Source organism: uncultured Granulicatella sp. (assembly GCF_963545075.1).
Classification (GTDB): Bacteria; Bacillota; Bacilli; order Lactobacillales; family Aerococcaceae; genus Granulicatella.
Genome location: NZ_CAUUHX010000038.1, coordinates 1 through 18,818 on the forward strand (window position 1 = coordinate 1; position 18,818 = coordinate 18,818).

Annotated in this window: 18 protein-coding genes and 1 other annotated feature; of the genes, 12 read left to right on the plus strand and 6 right to left on the minus strand. The window is 33.7% G+C overall.

Features of this window, described 5'->3' with window-relative positions; all coding sequences use genetic code 11:
* Positions 1-453: 453 nt before the first annotated feature.
* Entirely contained in the window at positions 454-2,319 is a 1,866-nt protein-coding gene (locus RWZ86_RS06020) for a heavy metal translocating P-type ATPase (protein ID WP_314680624.1), read from the minus strand.
* Positions 2,320-2,538: 219 nt separating this feature from the next.
* On the opposite strand from RWZ86_RS06020, the gene pepF reads away from it, so the two are divergent.
* From pepF to RWZ86_RS06035, 3 genes are all read left to right on the plus strand, one after another.
* A complete protein-coding gene (gene pepF / locus RWZ86_RS06025; protein WP_314680625.1) occupies positions 2,539-4,344 on the plus strand; it encodes an oligoendopeptidase F in 1,806 nt (601 codons plus the stop codon).
* A gap of 417 nt (positions 4,345-4,761) precedes the next feature.
* Positions 4,762-5,664, plus strand: coding sequence for a magnesium transporter CorA family protein (locus RWZ86_RS06030; protein WP_314680626.1), 903 nt, complete (start codon positions 4,762-4,764; stop codon positions 5,662-5,664).
* Between the two features lie 257 nt (positions 5,665-5,921).
* Positions 5,922-7,478, plus strand: a complete 1,557-nt coding sequence (locus RWZ86_RS06035; RefSeq protein WP_314680627.1) for an RNA-binding domain-containing protein — start codon at positions 5,922-5,924, stop codon at positions 7,476-7,478.
* 202 nt (positions 7,479-7,680) lie between these two features.
* Here RWZ86_RS06035 and rnhC read toward each other — a convergent pair whose 3' ends face one another.
* From rnhC to RWZ86_RS06050, 3 genes are all read right to left on the minus strand, one after another.
* Positions 7,681-8,595, minus strand: a complete 915-nt coding sequence (gene rnhC, locus RWZ86_RS06040) for a ribonuclease HIII (RefSeq protein WP_314680628.1) — start codon at positions 8,593-8,595, stop codon at positions 7,681-7,683.
* A gap of 51 nt (positions 8,596-8,646) precedes the next feature.
* Complete coding sequence (locus RWZ86_RS06045; RefSeq protein WP_314680629.1) at positions 8,647-9,339, minus strand: DsbA family protein; 693 nt, start codon at positions 9,337-9,339, stop codon at positions 8,647-8,649.
* Positions 9,340-9,423: 84 nt separating this feature from the next.
* A complete protein-coding gene (locus RWZ86_RS06050) occupies positions 9,424-10,011 on the minus strand; it encodes a CYTH domain-containing protein (protein ID WP_314680630.1) in 588 nt (195 codons plus the stop codon).
* A gap of 159 nt (positions 10,012-10,170) precedes the next feature.
* On the opposite strand from RWZ86_RS06050, the gene RWZ86_RS06055 reads away from it, so the two are divergent.
* From RWZ86_RS06055 to RWZ86_RS06065, 3 genes are read left to right on the plus strand one after another with little or no spacing between them, the layout of a single operon-like run.
* Complete coding sequence (locus RWZ86_RS06055; protein ID WP_314680631.1) at positions 10,171-10,833, plus strand: GTP pyrophosphokinase family protein; 663 nt, start codon at positions 10,171-10,173, stop codon at positions 10,831-10,833.
* 40 nt (positions 10,834-10,873) lie between these two features.
* Positions 10,874-11,689, plus strand: coding sequence for an NAD kinase (locus RWZ86_RS06060; RefSeq protein WP_314680632.1), 816 nt, complete (start codon positions 10,874-10,876; stop codon positions 11,687-11,689).
* A 12-nt stretch (positions 11,690-11,701) separates the two neighbouring features.
* Entirely contained in the window at positions 11,702-12,592 is an 891-nt protein-coding gene (locus RWZ86_RS06065; RefSeq protein ID WP_314680633.1) for an RluA family pseudouridine synthase, read from the plus strand.
* A gap of 124 nt (positions 12,593-12,716) precedes the next feature.
* Here RWZ86_RS06065 and RWZ86_RS06070 read toward each other — a convergent pair whose 3' ends face one another.
* On the minus strand, positions 12,717-14,048 hold the full coding sequence (locus tag RWZ86_RS06070) for an N-acetylmuramoyl-L-alanine amidase (protein WP_314680634.1): 1,332 nt from the start codon (positions 14,046-14,048) through the stop codon (positions 12,717-12,719).
* A 150-nt stretch (positions 14,049-14,198) separates the two neighbouring features.
* On the opposite strand from RWZ86_RS06070, the gene mgtE reads away from it, so the two are divergent.
* Positions 14,199-15,566 (plus strand): magnesium transporter, encoded by a 1,368-nt coding sequence (gene mgtE / locus RWZ86_RS06075; RefSeq protein ID WP_314680635.1) that lies wholly within the window; start codon positions 14,199-14,201, stop codon positions 15,564-15,566.
* Between the two features lie 42 nt (positions 15,567-15,608).
* Here the strand turns inward: mgtE and RWZ86_RS06080 are convergent, their stop codons facing one another.
* Positions 15,609-16,235 carry a DUF6287 domain-containing protein gene (locus RWZ86_RS06080; protein WP_314680636.1) on the minus strand — a complete coding sequence of 209 codons (627 nt, stop codon included), beginning with the start codon at positions 16,233-16,235 and terminating at the stop codon, positions 15,609-15,611.
* Between the two features lie 143 nt (positions 16,236-16,378).
* Positions 16,379-16,501, plus strand: a sequence feature (ribosomal protein L20 leader region).
* Between the two features lie 43 nt (positions 16,502-16,544).
* Here RWZ86_RS06080 and infC point away from each other — a divergent pair.
* The 5 genes from infC (at position 16,545) to rpsI (ending at position 18,673) form a co-directional block, all read left to right on the plus strand.
* Positions 16,545-17,048, plus strand: coding sequence for a translation initiation factor IF-3 (gene infC / locus RWZ86_RS06085; protein WP_006702953.1), 504 nt, complete (start codon positions 16,545-16,547; stop codon positions 17,046-17,048).
* A 22-nt stretch (positions 17,049-17,070) separates the two neighbouring features.
* Positions 17,071-17,271: a 50S ribosomal protein L35 gene (gene rpmI / locus RWZ86_RS06090; protein WP_005605917.1), complete on the plus strand. Its 201-nt coding sequence runs from the start codon at positions 17,071-17,073 to the stop codon at positions 17,269-17,271.
* A gap of 69 nt (positions 17,272-17,340) precedes the next feature.
* The gene (gene rplT, locus RWZ86_RS06095) at positions 17,341-17,700 is read left to right on the plus strand and encodes a 50S ribosomal protein L20 (protein ID WP_314680637.1); all 360 of its coding nucleotides are present in this window, start codon (positions 17,341-17,343) and stop codon (positions 17,698-17,700) included.
* A gap of 123 nt (positions 17,701-17,823) precedes the next feature.
* Complete coding sequence (gene rplM / locus RWZ86_RS06100; protein WP_314680638.1) at positions 17,824-18,267, plus strand: 50S ribosomal protein L13; 444 nt, start codon at positions 17,824-17,826, stop codon at positions 18,265-18,267.
* A 13-nt stretch (positions 18,268-18,280) separates the two neighbouring features.
* Positions 18,281-18,673: a 30S ribosomal protein S9 gene (gene rpsI, locus RWZ86_RS06105; RefSeq protein WP_006702950.1), complete on the plus strand. Its 393-nt coding sequence runs from the start codon at positions 18,281-18,283 to the stop codon at positions 18,671-18,673.
* The last annotated feature ends 145 nt before the right edge of the window (positions 18,674-18,818 follow it).

The following is an 18,818-nucleotide window of genomic DNA, read 5'->3' on the forward strand; positions in this document are numbered from 1 at the left end:
TGATGTTTGGTATTAGAGAAGAGTACGAACAACGTGCCATTCAAGCATTATATGACGAGTTCTTTGGTGAAGAAGTAGAATACGAAGTTTTAGATAAATAGTAAGTACTAAGTAAAATATGACTTTCTAATGTAGCAATGGACGGTAGCAGCCTCGCAAAGCGAATCTCATGGCTAAACTTTGAGCCTAGGTCTCAAAGTTTCCTGTATAAGAAGCCAGTATGGCTTCTTATACTCACGCTACATTGGAAAGTCTATTTCTTTAGATTTTGATTGACTTCTAAGTGTATTAATACTTTTGTAAACAAAAATAAATGACTCATAATAGTAGCAAAAGTACTAGAAGCTTCGGCTTCTAGTACAGGAAATTTCGAGACCTTAGGCTCGAAATTTAGCAATGAGACAGCTTTGCTGGCTGCTTGCGTCCTAGCTACTATTATGAGTCATATTTTTTTTATAATTTTTTAAGTAAACGTAATCCGTTTAAAATCACTAAGATAGTACTTCCTTCGTGTCCGATAACACCTAAAGGTAAGTTAATAAATTGGAAAACATTTGCTAAAATTAAAATCGTAATCACTGATAATGAGAATACAATATTTTGTAAAATGATGCGTTTCATTTTTTTAGATAATTCATGACCATATTTAATTAATGATAAATTATTTTTCAATAATACAATATCGCTTGCTTCAATTGCTAAAGCAGTTCCTTCACCAATCGCAATCCCAATGGTTGCATTTGCAAGAGCAGGAGCGTCATTAATACCATCCCCAACCATGGCTACAGAAACACCTTTATCAGATAAATTCTTAACATAAGTTGCTTTATCTTCAGGCAAACAGTTTGCTTGATAATCAGAGATTTCTAAGTGTTTTGCTACAGCTTCGGCAGTTGATTCTGAATCACCAGTCATCATAATGGTTTGAATATTTTCTTTGTTAAAGTAGTGTAATACAGATTGGCTACTTTCTTTAATTTCATCTGTAATGGCATAGAAACCAATGAATTCTCCATTTTTCTCGATTGCTAAAACAATTTCACCTTGTTCTAAGTGCTTTTCAATTTCAGTTGCTAATACTGTGTGTTGTTTCCAGTCTTCATCAATCCAAGCTAATTTACCAATTTTCCAAGTTGAACCTTGAGCTGTTGCAACTAATCCATTTCCAATCACTTCTTCAAAGCTGTCAAAAGTAATCGCATCAGAATTTTTGTAAGCTTGTGTATACGCTGTAATAGATTTTCCTAATGGGTGAGTTGAACGAATTTCCATTTCATACATCATTGCATGAACTTCTTCTTCGTTTTCATTTATAATTACTGTATGTTGAACAGTTGGTTTTCCTTTTGTTAATGTACCAGTTTTATCTAAAACAATTGATTCAATTGAAGATAATTGTTCTAAAGCTTCTCCACCTTTTAATAAAATCCCTTGTTTTGCTGCATTAGATAAACTTGCTAAAATAGCAGGGCTAGCGGAAGCAACTAAGGCACATGGAGACATTACTGTTAACAAAATCATTCCTCTATAGAAAGATTCTTGCCATGACCATTGGAAACCGAAGTAGAAGAATGCAATTGCTAATGGTACGAATACTAATACAAATTTTACATATTGATCTTCGATTTTGTTTAAGAAGCTACTTGTTTTTGTCTCTTGTTCTTGAGCTTCTTCTACTAATCGAATAATAGAAGCCATCACAGTTTCATCTGCATTTTTGTGTACAGTTGCTGTACAAGATTGGTGTAAATTAATACTTCCTGCGAAAATTTCTTCGCCTACTTTTTTGTTTGCTGGTAGTGGTTCACCATTAATCATACTTTCATCGAATAAACTTTCACCTTCTGTTAGGATAGCGTCCATTGGAACAGCCTCTCCTTTTTTAATGAAAATAACATCATTAATTGCTAAGTCTTCAACGTCTACTGTTTCATAGTGACCATCACGAATACGTGTAGCTGTTTTTGGTTGTAAGTTTAATAATTCTGTCATTGATTTTTCACTTTTTGCCATAGCATATTCTTCAAGAGCTCCACTTAATGAGAAAATAAAAATTAATAAAGCTCCTTCTAACCAGTAACCAATAATAGAAGCACCAATTGCCGCTAATACCATTAATAAGTCAACATTTAAATGTTGTTCTTGTAAAGTTTCTTGAATTCCTTCAATGGCTGAGTGGAATCCTCCAATTAAGAATGCTGCTAAGTAGCAAATCACAGATACTAGATTCAATCCGTGGAAGCTAGCAGCTAGTCCTAAAATAATTAATGTTCCGCAAGTAATTGTATAACGAATTTGTTTTTGTTCTAAAATATTCATATTTTTTTCACCTCATGTTTTATTTGTTGAATACATCATAACATAAATTTTTCTAGATTAGAATAATTCTAAACTAGATGAGAGTGAAATTCATTCTCAATTAGCTTATTGAGAATGAGAGAAGATAAGAAAGTCTTAATTTTTAAGGATTTTCCCTTTATAAATTTAAAATTTCATAGTAGAATGGTCTCATATCTTAAAATGAAGGTGGGAGAACAAATGAGTGATAAAAAACCATTAACTCGTGAAGAAGTTCCTGTAGAATTAACATGGGACTTAACATTAATCTATCCAGATAATTCTGGTTTCGAAGCTGATTTAGCTTTTGTATCAGAAAAAATTCCAGTAATTGCTACAAGTAAAGAAACAGCATTACAATCTGGCGAAAATTTATATAACTACTTATTATTATCGAATCAAGTAGAAGAAAAAATTGAAACAGCTTATGTGTATTCACACTTGAAAGCTGACCAAGATACTACAAATGATGAAAATCAAGTATTAAACCAACGTGCTTTCTCAGTATATGTTGAAGTGTCAGGTGCAACATCATGGTTTGAACCAGCTATCTTAGAAAAATCAGATGAAGAATTTGAAAAATTCTTTAAAGAAGAACCACGTCTAGAAGAATTCCGTGTTGCATTAGAAGCTGCTCGTGTATTAAAAGGACATGTTTTATCGGATAAAGAAGAAGCTTTATTATCAAAAGCGAATGAAGTATTCTCTGGACCATCAAAGACATTTAACTTCTTAAATAATGCGGATCTTAAATTTGGTACTATTAAGAATGAACAAGGAGAAGAAGTCGAATTAACTCACGGAAACTATATCACATTCTTAGAATCTACTAATCGTGAAGTTCGTAAAAATGTATTTGAAACTAAATATAAACCATATATTCAATTTAAAAATACATTTGCTAGCACGCTAGGTTCAGAAGTGAAAGCTCATAATTTTAAAGCGTTGGCTCATAACTATGAATCAAGTCGTCAAGCAGCTTTATCTGCTAACCAAGTTCCTGAAGAAGTATATGATGCATTATTGACAGTAGTTAATGAAAAATTACCATTATTACATCGTTATATAGCTTTACAACAAAAAGCTTTAGGACTTGATGAATTACATATGTATGATTTGCATGTTCCAATTACAGGTGAAGCGCCAATTAAATACAACTATGAAGAAGCTTCTAAAGCAACTTTTGAAGCATTGAAACCATTAGGGGAAGAATATCAAGATATTCTTAAACAAGCCTATGAACAACGTTGGATTGATGTTGCAGAAAATATTGGTAAACGTAGTGGTGGTTATTCATCAGGTGCGTATACAACAGCTCCTTATATTTTATTAAACTGGCATGATGATTTAAGTAATTTCTTTACATTAGTTCATGAATTAGGACATAGTGCACATAGTTATTTCACTCGTCATACGCAACCATTCCAATATGGAGATTATTCAATTTTCTTAGCGGAAATTGCTTCTACAACGAATGAAAACTTATTAACAGACTACTTATTGAAGAAACATACGGATAAAGAGAGTCAAATTTATATTTTAAATAATTATTTAAATCGTTTTAAATCGACTATTTTCCGTCAAACTCAATTTGCTGAGTTCGAGCATCAAATTCATGTTGCGGATCAAAAGGGTGAGCCATTAACTCAAGCGGCAATGGCTGAGATTTATGCAAGTATTAATCAAAAATATTATGCAAATGTGATTCAAGATGAAGAGATTGCGTATGAGTGGACTCGTATTCCTCACTTCTATATGAATTATTATGTATATCAATATGCAACTGGTATGGCTGCAGCAACTGCTTTAGCAGATAAGATTTTACATGGTACTCCTGAGGATTTAGAGGCTTACTTAAACTACTTACGTGCTGGACGTAGTGATAAACCAATTGAGGTTATGAAAAAAGCGGGTGTAGATATGACTCAAACTCAATATCTATATGATGCAATGAATGTGTTTGAACAACGACTAGAACAATTAGAAGCGTTGTTGAACGAAGAGTAAAAGATTACGAATAGAGTTTTCTGTATAGTGGCACTTGGACGCCAGAAGCCCTGGCGGTCTCTTGGCTAAAAATCAAGCCTAAGGTCTTGATTTTCCCTGTGATAAAAGCCAGATTTGGCTTTTATCACTCGTGCTACTATGAAAACTCTTTTGTTTTTAACGGATATTTATGAGAGTACGTTTATAATTAGACTTTCCTGGTATAGCAGTATTAGGACGGCAGCAGCCTCGCAGGTGCGAGTCTCATGCCTAAACTTCGAGCCTAAGGTCTCGAAGTTTCCTGCAATAGAATCTGTTTCACAGATTCTATTGTTCATACTGCTATGGAAAGTCTTTTTTATTTTTTTTTGAGCATTTTTGAATTAGCTGTTGTTTCATTTATGATACACTTACGTAGATTAATGGAGGGAGATAGTTATGGCTGAAAAAAATTTTGGGCACTCATGTGCATGGATTAATGTTAACTCAGAGGAGATTACTGATTTTTCTACAATTTATCAAACGTATCAAATTGATAAAGAAATGGTAGAGTATGCTCTGGATGAAAATGAAAGAGCGCATATTGAATATTGTCGTCCAAAAGAAACATTAGTAGTTATTTATAATGTCATTAAACAAACTAAAAGAGAGAATCGATACGAAACCGTTCCGATGACTTTTATTGTTCGAAAGGATCAAATTATTACGATTTCGAACCGACATAATGAGTATATTGTTGAGGCAATGAGAAAAGAATTGGAAGATAGACCGGATGTGTCTCTGTTTACATTTTTATTTTCGAGTTTAATGATGATTACTGAAAATTATTTTCCTAAAATTGAAAGTTTAAAGAAAGAGCAAGAGTTAGTCAGTCTGAAATTAAGACATAAAACTACGAAGAAAAATCTATTTGCATTGTCCGATTTAGAAATTGGGAGTGTTTATTTAGTTTCTGCAACAAAGCAAAATGCGATTGTGTTAGAGCAATTGAAGACTCAAGTATTATTTAAGGAATTAGAGTTTGCTGAGGAAGAAAAATTAGAAAATAGTTTAATTGAAGCGAAGCAATTAGTGGAAATGACTTCGATCAATCTTCAGATTTTGCAACAATTATCGGGTACTTATAATAATGTATTGAATAATAATTTGAACGATACGATGAAATTATTAACGATTATTTCGATTTTATTAACGATTCCGAATATTGTAACGGGATTTTTTGGGATGAATATTACGGTTCCTTTAACGGGTCTTGCGCATGGTTGGGGAATTGTGTTAGGGATTATTGTGACAGTTATTGTCATTGCAAGTGTCGTCTTGTCACGTTTTATAAAAAAATAAAAGGTGTTGAAATTGAGTTTTTGTGTATAGTAGTACTAAGACGCCAGTAGCCCCTTACGGGTCTCTTGGCTAAAATTTGAGCCTGTGGTCTCAAATTTTCTTGCAATAGAATCTGATGTGACAGATTCTATCACTCGTACTACTATAAAAACTCTATTTCTACTTTAAAGGGCTCTATGAGAATGGATTGTGAAAATAGTAATATATATCAAGGGATGGTTTAATTAACTAAATTATTAAAAGTGAGGTAAGTTATTATGCAACGTTCTGATATACAGAGGATGGCTCGTGATATTTTAGAAAATCAAGTAATTGAGAATAGCTATATAGAGTATAAAAAATCTGTACAATTTAAAGATAAAATTTTAAAAACAGCTTGTGCGTTTGCAAATAATTACATGAATAATGAAATTGGATTAATCTTCATTGGAGTTGAAGAAGTAGATGACAAAGATACTCAACAGAAGGCGATTCCAAAGCGACCAATCACTGGAATTAAAGAACCAATGATTGAAATAGTTGAAAATCAACTTAAATCTCTACTTTCTTATATAACTCCTAAAATTAACTATCATATTATTCAAGATAAAATAGATGATGAATATTATATAGTTGTTGCAGTTGAACCAAATGTAAAAGGACCTTGTCAGACAACTATTAAAGCTGAAAAAGACAAGAAAATTGCACTAAAGGCTGGAAGATATATTAGAGTTTCAAGAGATTCAAACCTTCCTAATACTCTTGAAGAGTTTGAACTATTAAAGAAATTTGCAAATTATAATTTTAGTTCTAGTCTAAACCAAACTGCAACATTAGATGATTTAAGTTATGAGTATATGAAAGAATATCTTACATTAACAAATGCAAAGGATGATCTTAAACAACTTTCTAAATTAGAAATGGCTAAAGCGTTAGGATTAATAAGTGAAAGTCAATATGGAGGTTATAGAGCAAAGAATTTTGCAGTTCTAATGTTCTGTGAAAAACCTAATCGTTTTATTCCAAATGCACAAGTAGAAATTATTCGTGAAATTGATGGTACTGACAAAATGGAGCGTATAACATTTGATTCACCAGTATGGCTGCAAGCAAAACAAGTTGTACGATATTTTCAAGAAAATATTATGCGTTCTTTTACTTTACGTTATTCTGATAAAATGGAGCATAAAGTTATATATAATTTTCCTATAGCAGCTTTTGAAGAATTAGCAACAAATGCTATTTTACATAAAGAGTATGATGAAGATGAATATGTTGGAATTTACATATATAAAGATAAAATTTCTTTTGTGAATCCTAATAGACCACTACCTCCAGTTACGATTGAAGCATTAAATAATGAAAGAAGTTTTGATAACAGGAAATACTTAAATAAGGAACTAAAAGATATGTTTTATGCTTTGGAATTAATAGAATCATATGGGTCTGGAATCAGAAGAGCAAAAGATTCTTTAGAGGCAAATCTTTCACCAAGTATTTCTTTCTTACCTAAAGATAATTCATCAAATTATACGAATGCCATTATTTTTGTACAAGAGGAATTTTTAGAAGATAAGTTGCTTGATAAAACTAACCAAGAAACTAACCAAGAAACTAACCAAGAAACTAACCAAGAAACTAGAAAAGAAACTGTAATGGGAAAACAGATTATTGAGTTAATGAAAATAAATCCACATATTACTATAAAAGAACTTACAGAAGCAATAGGAGCTTCTACAAGTGGTATAAAATATAATCTCAATATTTTGAAAAATAGTGGTAGAATTTTAAGAAAAGGATCTACAAAATCAGGTGTCTGGATAGTAATAAAATAAGTTTTATTAATTATTGGAAAGAATAGCAGAAGGAGTTTTTATAGTAGTACGATTCAAGAGACCCGTAAGGGGCTACTGGCGTCTTAGTACTACTATATCAAAAAACTCTATTTTAACTATGTAACAAAAATATTAGAGAACATAAAAACAGGCGTACAATCAGGTGTTTGATCTTGATTGTACGCCTTTATTCGTTGTGGGATTATTTTGCTAAATCAATAGCTTTTTGGGTGTTGGCAAAGTGTAATTTTGCAACTTTGCTTAAAACTTCTATACCATCGTATTCTAAAATTTTGCTCGCTAAATTATCAACATCTGTGTGAGCACCAGAGAGTAGAGGATATCCGTATTCTTTCGATAATGTTTTTAATCCTTCTAAAAAGGCATCTCGTGCAATCATTGATGCTGCAGCTACTGCGATATGGTGGCTTTCACCTTTTGTTTTAAAATACGTAATAGGTTTAAGTGGTGCAGATTGATCTCCTAAATAACGATAATAGTTTGAAGGAGAACAAAATTCGTCAATTAGTACCGCTTGAAGTAAATCAGCATTAATTTGTTGGTATAATCGTTTAATTGCTTGATTATGAAGAAGAGCTTTCATCTCATTTAAATTTTTTGTTTGTTGCACTTCGTTATATTTTTCAGGCCATAAAGTAAGTAATTTGTAAGGAATTAATTCTTTAATTTTCGGAACGATTTCTTGGATTTGAGCATCGGTTAAATTTTTTGAATCTTTAACACCTAGTTGTTGTAATTCTTTAATAAGATTTTCTGAAACAAAAGCACATGCAACAGTTAATGGACCAAAATAACTTCCCGTTCCAACTTCATCACTACCAATGACACTCCAATTTGAAAAGCCTTCTGGAAGTCCCTTTGTATCATAGTTTGTTTTCTTCGTACTTGTTAAAGCTGTTAAATCATGTTTTTGGATAAATTCATCTACAGCTGTTCCTTGTAAAACAACTTTACCGGATTTGTAAGCTGTAACTGATAAAGAAGGAAGTTTTAATTGATAATGTGCATGAGGGGGGATTTGATGGATAGCCTCGTGATAAATTTTCCCTAAGTGTTGAATGGTTTGTTCGTCTAATAATAATACTGATGTTGCCATAATAACCTCCGAGTAATAAAAAGAGACTGAAAAGTCAGCCTCTTTTAAAAATTAATGTACCATTTTGATGACGCAACATGTTTGATGACGTTGTGTCTTTTTTTGACATACTCCTATGTCATGATGTAAGTTTTCGCAGACATGTTCAATAATATCTGCATTAATATTTTGATGTAAGATGACACCGTATTGTTGATTTAAATTGTCAAAAATAACAAGCGATGGATTCATTTCTACCATCATTTCTTGAGCAATTTGTTGATCTTTTTCATACTCTTGATGAACGAGTTTACTCGCTTTATCTTCGTAAAACATCTTTTCATCCAGTCCAATAATTTGAATAATTTCCTGTAACAATTCAGGAGTATATTCCTTATGAAGAAGATGTAGTTGTGTTTGCAATTCCATTAAAAAGGCTCTACCTAATTTTTTTCCCTGTAGTAGAGCTGCCTTATAGGATAGCGAAGCGTCATAGATTTTTGTATAGATTTCGTTTCGTAAGTCAATATTTTTAACATTTAATTGATTATTCTTCATATACTGAGTAACTGATTTGAAATTATGAAAAGGAAGGAAATGGACATGTACTTTATGAGGAGTCCGTTTAACAAATTTCATAACTTCTTGTTCGCATTTATAACATTGTTTCCCAAGTGGATTAATGAAAAGATAACAATCAAAAATTCTCTCAGTTGAAGAAGTGGGATGAATACGACTCAGTTCACTATTCTCATTAGTCTTCACCTCGAACTAAATCTCCTTTCTTTATACTGTAATCTTATTGTAACAGAATTTTGAAAAAAATATGAATAAAAAGCCTTGAATTTTCTAATTTTTTTCACTCGCACGTAAAGCACGTCTAATTTTACTGATAGGTTTAAGTGGTTCAATTCCATGACGATTCAAGATTTCTAAAAAGATTTCTCTTCCTTTTTCTAAATCTTCGACTTCCATTTCAATTTCATAGTCGGTTTGACCCGAGTAATGACTTTCATCTAGAACAAGTAAACAGCCAGGGTTTAATTTCCCTTCTAATCGATGAGTTGTTAGAGTAGCTGTAGGTGAGATATTCGATAAATGAATTCCTTGTTCTTCCAGTGCTAACTTAATGCTAGTAGGAAGCAAGAAAATATCTTCTTCAATCCACCATTGTAATTGTTCTGCTGGTAATTCTTCTGTAATTTCAATGACTTCGCAGTCTGATTGAGGGATTTTTAATGTAATTTCTCCAGTTGATTGTCCTTCAATAAGACGAATTCGAAGTGCAGAATGATTGTTTTCTAATTGTTGATGACAATCATAATATTGATTCGTTTGTGTAATCTCTTTCGTGAAAATAGATTTAAATTCTTCTTTTAAAGTGTCATATTGTTCTCTTGTTAGAAGATTTTTATATTCTTTTTCTAAATGGGGCATGATTCAACCTCTTTCTATTCCAAAACTTTTTTTACTTTATCTTAATTTAAAGTGAATTACAAATAATAACCATTGAAGAGTTTAAGATTATCAAAATTCTTTTAGACTCAGTAAAAAATATGCTATGATAGTAAGGATGAGAAAAAAGTAGGTGAGTAAATGGAAGAAAAATATTTACCAGAAGTTGAAGACTGGGATGCTTTTTTAGCACCTTATAGTCAAGCAATTGAAGAATTAAAAATTAAATTAAAAGGGATCCGACTTCAATATCGACAAAAAGGAAAACATGCTCCAATAGAATTTATTACAGGACGTGTGAAAACACCTGATAGTATCCGTGAAAAAATGCAAGTGAGAAAAATTTTAACAGAAGATTTCTTAGAAGGCGTACAAGATATTGCAGGATTACGGATTATGTGTCAATTCGTAGATGATATTTTTGAAGTGGTACGATTACTCCGCCAACGAAATGATTTTTCAATTATTATTGAACGAGATTATATCCATCAAAAGAAAGCGAGTGGGTATCGTTCTTACCACGTTGTATTAGAATATCCTGTCCAAAGAATTGAAGGAGAAGAGAAAATTTTAGTTGAAATTCAAATTCGCACACTAGCCATGAATTTCTGGGCAACGATTGAACATTCTCTAAATTATAAGTATAAGGGAGAATTCCCAGAAATTATTCACGAGCGATTAGAACGAGCAGCAGAAGCGGCCTTCTTATTAGATGAAGAAATGTCGCAAATTCGAGAAGAAATTCAAGAAGCACAATATATTTTCTCAACAAATAAAGAAAATCAACGTAAAAGAAAATCATAAGTGTTGCTGTTAGGAAATAAATAGAGGGTGAGGTGATTGGATGAAAGTAGGGTTATTTTATAATCAATCAGAAAAAAGCCAAAAAGTAGCAGAAGAATTTTTGAATTTATGTTGCCAAAAAGAATTTGAACGAGATGATGAAAATCCAGATGTTGTGATTACAATTGGGGGAGATGGAACTTTACTAGGTGCTGTCCACCATTACAAATCACAACTAGATCATATTCGTTTTGCAGCGATTCATACAGGTCATTTAGGCTTTTATACAGATTGGCGTGATTTTCAAGCTGGAGAATTAATTGAAAGCTTGAAGCATGATCAAGGAGAAAGTGTGAGTTATCCTCTATTAGATGTAACATTAGAAAAAGCTGATGGTACTATTGATTATCATATTGCTTTGAATGAAGCGACTTTACGTAAAGTAAATGGAACTCTTGTATGTGAAGTTTTAATTAATGGTGAAGTATTTGAGAACTTTAGAGGAGATGGCGTTTGTGTTTCAACTCCAACAGGTTCAACTGGAGTGAATAAGTCATTAGGGGGAGCGATTGTTCATCCAAGAGCAGAAGTGATGCAAATGACAGAAATGGCTTCGATTAATAATCGTGTATACCGTACATTAAGTTCACCAATGATTTTTGCTCCTGAAGAAGTGTTAACTTTATTACCACATAGTGAAAATGGAATGGTGTTATCGATGGATCATTTAACATATGATGCGAATGATATTGTCAAAGCACATTTGCATATTAGTAAAAAACGTGTTTCATTTGTACGCTATCGCCATACTCATTTTTGGGATAGAGTCGAAAACTCCTTTATTGGATCAAGAGAAATAGAATTAGAAGAAAGATAATGAGGGAAATCATTGAATTTAACATGGACTTATCCGTATTCATCTCCTATGATGATGCGTAGTTTTTTACAAGAAAAGGGAATTACAAAAACATTTTTAGCCCATGTCAAACGAAATGGGAAATTACTTGTCAATGGTCGAGAAGAAATTGTGTTGAAGACATTAGTACCTGGTGATGTACTCACAATGGTCATACCTCCTGAAGGAGAGCATGAAACCGTTGTTCCAAGTCAAATTCCTTTGGATATTTTATTTGAAGATGACTATTTACTAATTGTGAATAAGCCACAAGGGACAGCTTCGATACCTTCACAATTACATCCTGATCAATCGATGGCGAATCGTGTAAAAGGATATTTACAAACGACGAGGACACAAGATTGTGTGACGCATGTTGTCACGAGATTAGATCGGGATACAACAGGAGTGATGATGTTTGCCAAGCATCGTGTAGTTCATGCTTGGATGGATCAAGCGCTTCGAAATAAAACGATTCAGAAAACATACCATGCAATTGTGACGAAACAGGATGTTTTGAAAGAACATGATTTCATTGATGCGCCTATTGGAAGAACGGATGATTCGATTATTAATCGTTGTGTAAGGCCAGATGGGAAGCCTTCTTTAACAGAGTATTGGTTAGAGGAGACGTATCAGCATAGTCAATTGGTGAAGATTCGTTTGCATACGGGGCGTACGCATCAGATTCGTGTGCATTTTAGTTGGCTTGGTTGTCCGTTATTAGGAGACGATTTATATGGTGGAGAGAAGATTGAGCCGCTGGTGAGGCAGGCGCTTCATTGTAGTCAGTTAGATTTTATTCATCCGATGTCGGGAGAGCAGATGTGTGTGAAGGCGCTGTTGGCGAAGGACATGGCGGAGTGGATTGAATACGATAGATAAAAATTAACTTTCCTATAGTACTAGGACGCTAGCAGCCCCCTGTGGGGGCTCATCGTACTATGGGAAAGTTTTCCGTACAACAATAAAACCCGAGAATGCTTGATTGCTTTCTCGGATTTTTCTCTTAATTACTATAATATTGTTGGATTCCTTGAACGATTCCGTCTACTAATTTTTGTTGGTATTCTTTTGTACGGATTTTTTGTGATTCTTTTGAATCGTCCATGTATCCTAATTCTAATAAAACAGCAGGTTTGTTCGTTTCACGTAATACGGCAAAACTTTTCGCTAATAATCCAGCATCTTTTGCCTGAGTCGTTGCTAAAACAGATTGATGAATATAAGAACCTAGTTTATAACTATATTTCAAGCGAGTAGAATTGTCATGCCATTTTTTATTGATCACAGAAGGGATATTGCCTGTTGGTTGATACATATACGTTTGAATTCCATCTTCACCACTATCAAGCCCATGCCCCGTTGCATTAAAGTGAATACTAATGAACATATCTGCATTTGTTTCATTCGACATTCTAGAACGTTCAGTCACGAAATCAACAAAAACATCTGTTGAACGACTCATAATAACTGTATAACCAAGTGATTCAAGTTTTGTTTTTAATTGTTGAGAAACTTGTAGGTTTAAGTCTTTTTCCTTTAATCCTAAATATTGTGCACCAGGATCTTTACCACCGTGACCTGGATCTAGGAAAATCACTTTTTGGTAGTTGCTTGTAGCAAATGGTAATTCGTCTGAAGATGTGTTATTTTTTATTTCTCCAATCCATGCACCATTTCCTTTAAAGTTATGAAGAACACCATTAATTAAATGAGAACCTGTTACATATAAACCTTTTTCATCTAGATAGAACCATGCTTGATAGTTAGAATCATAAATCCATTCTTTTTTCGCCATGTATCCACCTGATTTTAAGTAATAATCATCTTTCCAAGTGTTTTGAGCATAACGACCATTAGAAGTAATATAGAACCATGATTGATAGGTAGCATCGAAGATCCATTCGCTTTCTGCCATTGCACCAGATGGTTTTAAATAGTAGGCATCTTTCCATTGATTCGTTAATAGAATTCCTTGAGCATTAAAGACATACCAATGTTGGTTGATGTTCATCCATTCGTTTAGTGCTAAAGATCCAGAAGGTTTTGCATAATACCAATGATTATTTTCAAAAATCCATTCGCTACTTGCCATTTTTCCATCTTTATGGAAGTAGTAGGAATTCCAGAATGTTTGTTTTAAGTTCTCGCCTTGTTCATTGTAGTAGTACCAAGCTCCATCTATTTGTTTCCATTGATTTTTAATAGTTGAAGTAGAAACTGCTGTCTTACTCGTTAACTCTTGCTTTAAATCTGTAGTTTCTTGAGCAAAAATTGGAGTAGAAACACATAGGCAAGCACCTACAAGTAAAGTTGATAAGAAAATTCTTTTTTTCATAATGCATCTCCTAATCATTTATTTGTTATCAGTGTAGCAAAATCAATGAATAAAATCTATAAAAATAAAGGTGTTCATATTGTCAATTTTGTAGGATAAAAGGTATAATCATTTTATGTAAAAAAATAATAATTCAATAGAGGTGATTCGATGTCTGAAATGGCTTATGAATTTGATGAAATTTTAGAACAAATTCATCATACGTTAAAAACAGATGATAAGCAGCAATTTAAAGAAATCTTTTTAGAAAACCATACTTATGACCAAGCACAGATTTACTTGTCGTTAAGTGAGGAACAACGTCAATTGGTGTATCAATATCTGTCGCCAGAAGACATGGCACCTGTATTTGAAATTATTGAAGAAGATGTGGAAGATGTAGAAGAATATCTTCGTGAAATGGATGAGCGTTATGCTGCAAGAATGTTGGCAGAAATGTATGCCGATAATGCGGTAGATATTTTACAACAAGTACAAGAAGATGAAGTTAGAAAATATTTGCGCATGATGCCTCATAAAACTTCTAACGAAATTCGTAACTTATTAAATTATGAAGATGATACAGCTGGAGCGATGATGACAACAGAAATTATCGCCATTCATGAAAGCCAAACTGTTGGAAGTGCCATGACAACCGTTAAGAAAATGGCAGAAGAAGCGGAAACAATCTATTACGTGTATGTCGTAGATGAAGAGAACCGATTAAAAGGAGTCTTAACACTTAAAGACTTAATCGTTCATAAAGAAGATGTGAAAATTAGCGAAATCATGGTGGATCGTGTTGTTTCTGTAGAAGTGCAAGAATCACAAGAAGCAGTAGCAAAAATGATTCGAGACTATGACTTCTTAGCAATTCCGGTTATTGATGAAGAAGAAAAATTAATTGGGATTATTACAGTCGATGATGCAATTGACGTTATTGATGAAGAAGCAACAAGTGACTACTCTGGTTTAGCAGGGGTAGACGTAGATGAACAATCTGTGAACCCATTTATTGCAGCATCAAAACGTTTGCCATGGTTAATTAGTTTATTATTCTTAGGATTAACAACTGCAGCCTTATTAAGTCGTTATGAAGGAATCATTGGACAAGTTAGTGTTCTCTCTATATTCATTACATTAATTACTGGTACAGCAGGGAATGCGGGAACACAATCATTAGCGGTAGCGGTTCGTAAGATTGGTTTAAATGAAGATGAGCCTGTATTTGTGAAGACCATTTTATCCGAAGTTGCAACTGGGATTATTAGTGGGGTTGCGACTGGATTAATTATCTTCGTTGTAGTAGGTTTATGGCAAACAAACTGGATTTTAGGTGGAATCATTGGCGTGTCTATGTTCTTTGCCATTACAGTAGCAACCATTGCAGGAAGTTTAATTCCATTATTAATTGATTCTATGGGCTTTGACCCTTCATTTGCGAGTGGTCTATTCATTACTACAGTGAGTGACTTAACGAGTGTATTTGTTTACTTTACTATCGCAAGTATGTTTCTTGAGAAATTTTTAGGAAATTAAATAGAAAAATGGCTCATCTCAAAAAGGGCGAGCCATTTTCTATTATTGTGAAACTTTGTAATACATTGCTTTTTTCAGTGAGTCTGAAGTTAGGGCAGCTTGAGTACCAAATATTCGATCTTTAGTCGCATCAGAAGTATCTTTATGTCCTTCAATGAGTCCATACGTTACGACTTGATTTTTAGGAACAAAAGTCATAATGGCACTACCGACAGTTGGTTGATTCTCTAATGGAGCGAAAATCCAATTTAGTAAACCTTCTTGATATTGAGTTTGTGTTGGTTGCACTTTATAAGTAGATTCTTTAACAGAAACTGTTCCATTTTCATGGAACGTTAATTCTTGACCATAGTCATTTCTCCACGTTCCTTTAATGCTTGAAAGATTTCCTGTTTTAATTTCTTCTATATTCATTGAAGTAGAAGCAACCGTAGTTTTATTTTGAACAGTAACTTTTTTAGCTTCTTGAGTAGTTGTTTCTTGTTTTGTTTCAGAAGATACTTTAGTTGTAGTAGGTTGTTCTTTAGTCGTTATTGCTTTTGTAGTTGAGGTTGTCGTTGTCGAAATAGTTGTTTGCGTAGTTGTTGATTCAGTAGGTTTAGAAGTTTGACTCTTACAAGCTGTTAAAACAAATAAACTGGATAATAAAACTAAATACTGTTTTTTCATAAAATTTCCTCCCTTAAGTATTTATATTATAGAACAAATTGCATAAAAAGACGATGGAGTTTGAAGAAATTTAAAAAATATAAAATAATTGTTTAGAAAACTGTTGACAAGAGGAGAGGATTACTGTAAACTACAGAAGTTGAGAAAACAAGCAGAAGCATCCCGCTTCTCGCCTAAGTTGACTAAAGTCCTTGGGCCGATAGTAATGTTTATTTAATGAAGACATTGGCAGCGGGGATATTTTGTTCTCGTTGCTTTTTTGCTTTTTTCTCTCAAAAATTTTGGAGGTGAACAATCATAGCAAAAGATATGATGGTCAATGATGGAATTCGAGCTCGTGAATTACGTGTAATTGACAATAACGGTGAACAAATTGGTGTTCAAACAAAAAACGATGCATTGCGTTTAGCAGAACAAGCTGGACTAGATTTAGTTTTAGTTTCGCCAAATGCCAAACCACCAGTTGCTCGAATTATGGATTATGGTAAGTATCGCTTTGAGCAACAAAAGAAAGAACGTGAAGCTCGTAAAAATCAAAAAGTCATCAATATCAAAGAAGTGCGTCTAAGCCCTACAATCGATGAAAACGACTTTAATACGAAATTGAAAGCAGCACAGAAGTTTCTTGAAAAAGGCGACAAAGTGAAAGCTACAATCCGCTTTAAAGGCCGTGCCATTACTCATAAAGAGATTGGACAAAAGGTTTTAGAACGTTTGGCAGAACAAGTTAGCGAACTTGCAACTGTCGAACAAAAGGCAAAAATGGACGGACGAAGCATGTTCTTGATGTTAGCGCCCAAAAATGACAAGTAAAAAGTAACAGGAGGAAAGTCTCATGCCAAAACAAAAAACACACCGTGGTTCAGCTAAACGTTTCAAACGTACAGGTGGTGGAGGATTAAAACGTTCACAAGCCTTCACAAGCCACCGTTTCCATGGTAAAACTAAGAAACAACGTCGTCACTTGCGTAAACAAACAATGGTTCACGCTACTGACATCAAACGTATTAAACAACAATTAAGTCAAATGCGTTAATTCAGCACGCAAAACTATTACATTTTCTAGACAGTCGCAAGAGACTGAAAGACCAAGGAGGAATTAATTATGCCACGTGTTAAAGGTGGAACAGTTACTCGTCGTCGTCGTAACCGTGTTTTAAAATTAGCTAAAGGTTACTACGGAGCGAAATCAAAATTATTTAAAACAGCTAAACAAGCAGTCATGAAATCATACATGTATGCTTACCGTGACCGTCGTCAAAAGAAACGTGACTTCCGTAAATTATGGATTGCACGTATCAATGCGGCAGCTCGCTTAAACGGATTAAGCTACAGCAAATTAATGCACGGCTTAAAATTAGCTGGTATCGAAATGAACCGCAAAATGTTAGCTGACTTAGCAGTTAACGATGCAGCAGCATTCACTGTTTTAGCTGAACAAGCTAAAGCAGCATTAGCTAAATAATTATCTGAGAGATTATTTACAATTTGTAAAGGAATCACTCGATATTCCAATTAGATAAACCACCATTGAGCCCCGTTAAACTCAATGTGAAGAAATACCAAGAAGAATTTGGAGGAAATAATCGTGCGTACAACATTTATGGCAAAAGCTAGCACTACTGAACGTAACTGGGTTGTAATCGACGCTACTGATGTACCATTAGGACGTCTTTCAGCTGTTGCTGCAAGCATTTTACGTGGAAAAAACAAACCAACATTTACACCTAACGTTGACACAGGTGATTTCGTAATCATCATCAACGCTGATAAAGTTGCCTTAACAGGTAAAAAAGTAACTGATAAAGTTTACTATCACCACTCAAACCACCCAGGTGGATTGACTGCTCGTACAGCTGGTGAATTACGTGCAAACAACTCTCGTAAATTAGTTGAATTATCAATCAAAGGCATGTTACCTAAGAGCTCTTTAGGACGTCGTCAATTTACTAAATTACATGTTTACGGTGGAGCTGAACATCCACATGCTGCACAACAACCAGTAGCAGTAGACATCCAATCACTAATTTAAGGAGGAAAAAGCATTGGCTCAAGCACAATACCGCGGCACTGGACGCCGTAAAAACTCAACTGCCCGTGTTATCTTAGTACCAGGGACAGGTAAAATTACTATTAACAAAAAATCAATCGAAGAATACATTCCATTTGCTTACTTACACGAAGTAATCAAACAACCTTTAAACATTACTGAAACAATCGGAACTTACGATGTATTAGTAAACGTTAATGGTGGTGGATTCACTGGTCAATCAGGAGCTATCCGTCATGGTATCGCTCGTGCATTATTAACAGTTGATCCTGATTTCCGTGGCGCTTTAAAAGCTGCTGGTTTATTAACTCGTGATCCTCGTATGAAAGAACGTAAAAAACCAGGTCTTAAAAAAGCTCGTAAAGCTTCACAATTCTCAAAACGTTAATCGATTCGATTATATCAACGTTTACAGACATTCAAGAATTTTCTCTTGGATGTCTTTTTTTGTCTAAAAATCAAGAGTTTCCACCAAAATTTTGGCTCATCGACAAATTCTGTTGGTGAATCAAATTTAACACCAAATTAAGTCT

What these genes read in the sequence shown, in the direction of transcription:
- RWZ86_RS06080 (WP_314680636.1), bottom strand. Translation starts at nt 16,235, where the DNA reads ATGAAAAAACAGTATTTAGTTTTATTATCCAGTTTATTTGTTTTAACA.
- RWZ86_RS06070 (WP_314680634.1), bottom strand. Translation starts at nt 14,048, where the DNA reads ATGAAAAAAAGAATTTTCTTATCAACTTTACTTGTAGGTGCTTGCCTA.
- pepF (WP_314680625.1), top strand. Translation starts at nt 2,539, where the DNA reads ATGAGTGATAAAAAACCATTAACTCGTGAAGAAGTTCCTGTAGAATTA.
- rnhC (WP_314680628.1), bottom strand. Translation starts at nt 8,595, where the DNA reads ATGGCAACATCAGTATTATTATTAGACGAACAAACCATTCAACACTTA.
- rplT (WP_314680637.1), top strand. Translation starts at nt 17,341, where the DNA reads ATGCCACGTGTTAAAGGTGGAACAGTTACTCGTCGTCGTCGTAACCGT.
- RWZ86_RS06035 (WP_314680627.1), top strand. Translation starts at nt 5,922, where the DNA reads ATGCAACGTTCTGATATACAGAGGATGGCTCGTGATATTTTAGAAAAT.
- RWZ86_RS06055 (WP_314680631.1), top strand. Translation starts at nt 10,171, where the DNA reads ATGGAAGAAAAATATTTACCAGAAGTTGAAGACTGGGATGCTTTTTTA.
- RWZ86_RS06050 (WP_314680630.1), bottom strand. Translation starts at nt 10,011, where the DNA reads ATGCCCCATTTAGAAAAAGAATATAAAAATCTTCTAACAAGAGAACAA.
- RWZ86_RS06020 (WP_314680624.1), bottom strand. Translation starts at nt 2,319, where the DNA reads ATGAATATTTTAGAACAAAAACAAATTCGTTATACAATTACTTGCGGA.
- mgtE (WP_314680635.1), top strand. Translation starts at nt 14,199, where the DNA reads ATGTCTGAAATGGCTTATGAATTTGATGAAATTTTAGAACAAATTCAT.
- RWZ86_RS06060 (WP_314680632.1), top strand. Translation starts at nt 10,874, where the DNA reads ATGAAAGTAGGGTTATTTTATAATCAATCAGAAAAAAGCCAAAAAGTA.
- rpmI (WP_005605917.1), top strand. Translation starts at nt 17,071, where the DNA reads ATGCCAAAACAAAAAACACACCGTGGTTCAGCTAAACGTTTCAAACGT.
- RWZ86_RS06030 (WP_314680626.1), top strand. Translation starts at nt 4,762, where the DNA reads ATGGCTGAAAAAAATTTTGGGCACTCATGTGCATGGATTAATGTTAAC.
- infC (WP_006702953.1), top strand. Translation starts at nt 16,545, where the DNA reads ATGATGGTCAATGATGGAATTCGAGCTCGTGAATTACGTGTAATTGAC.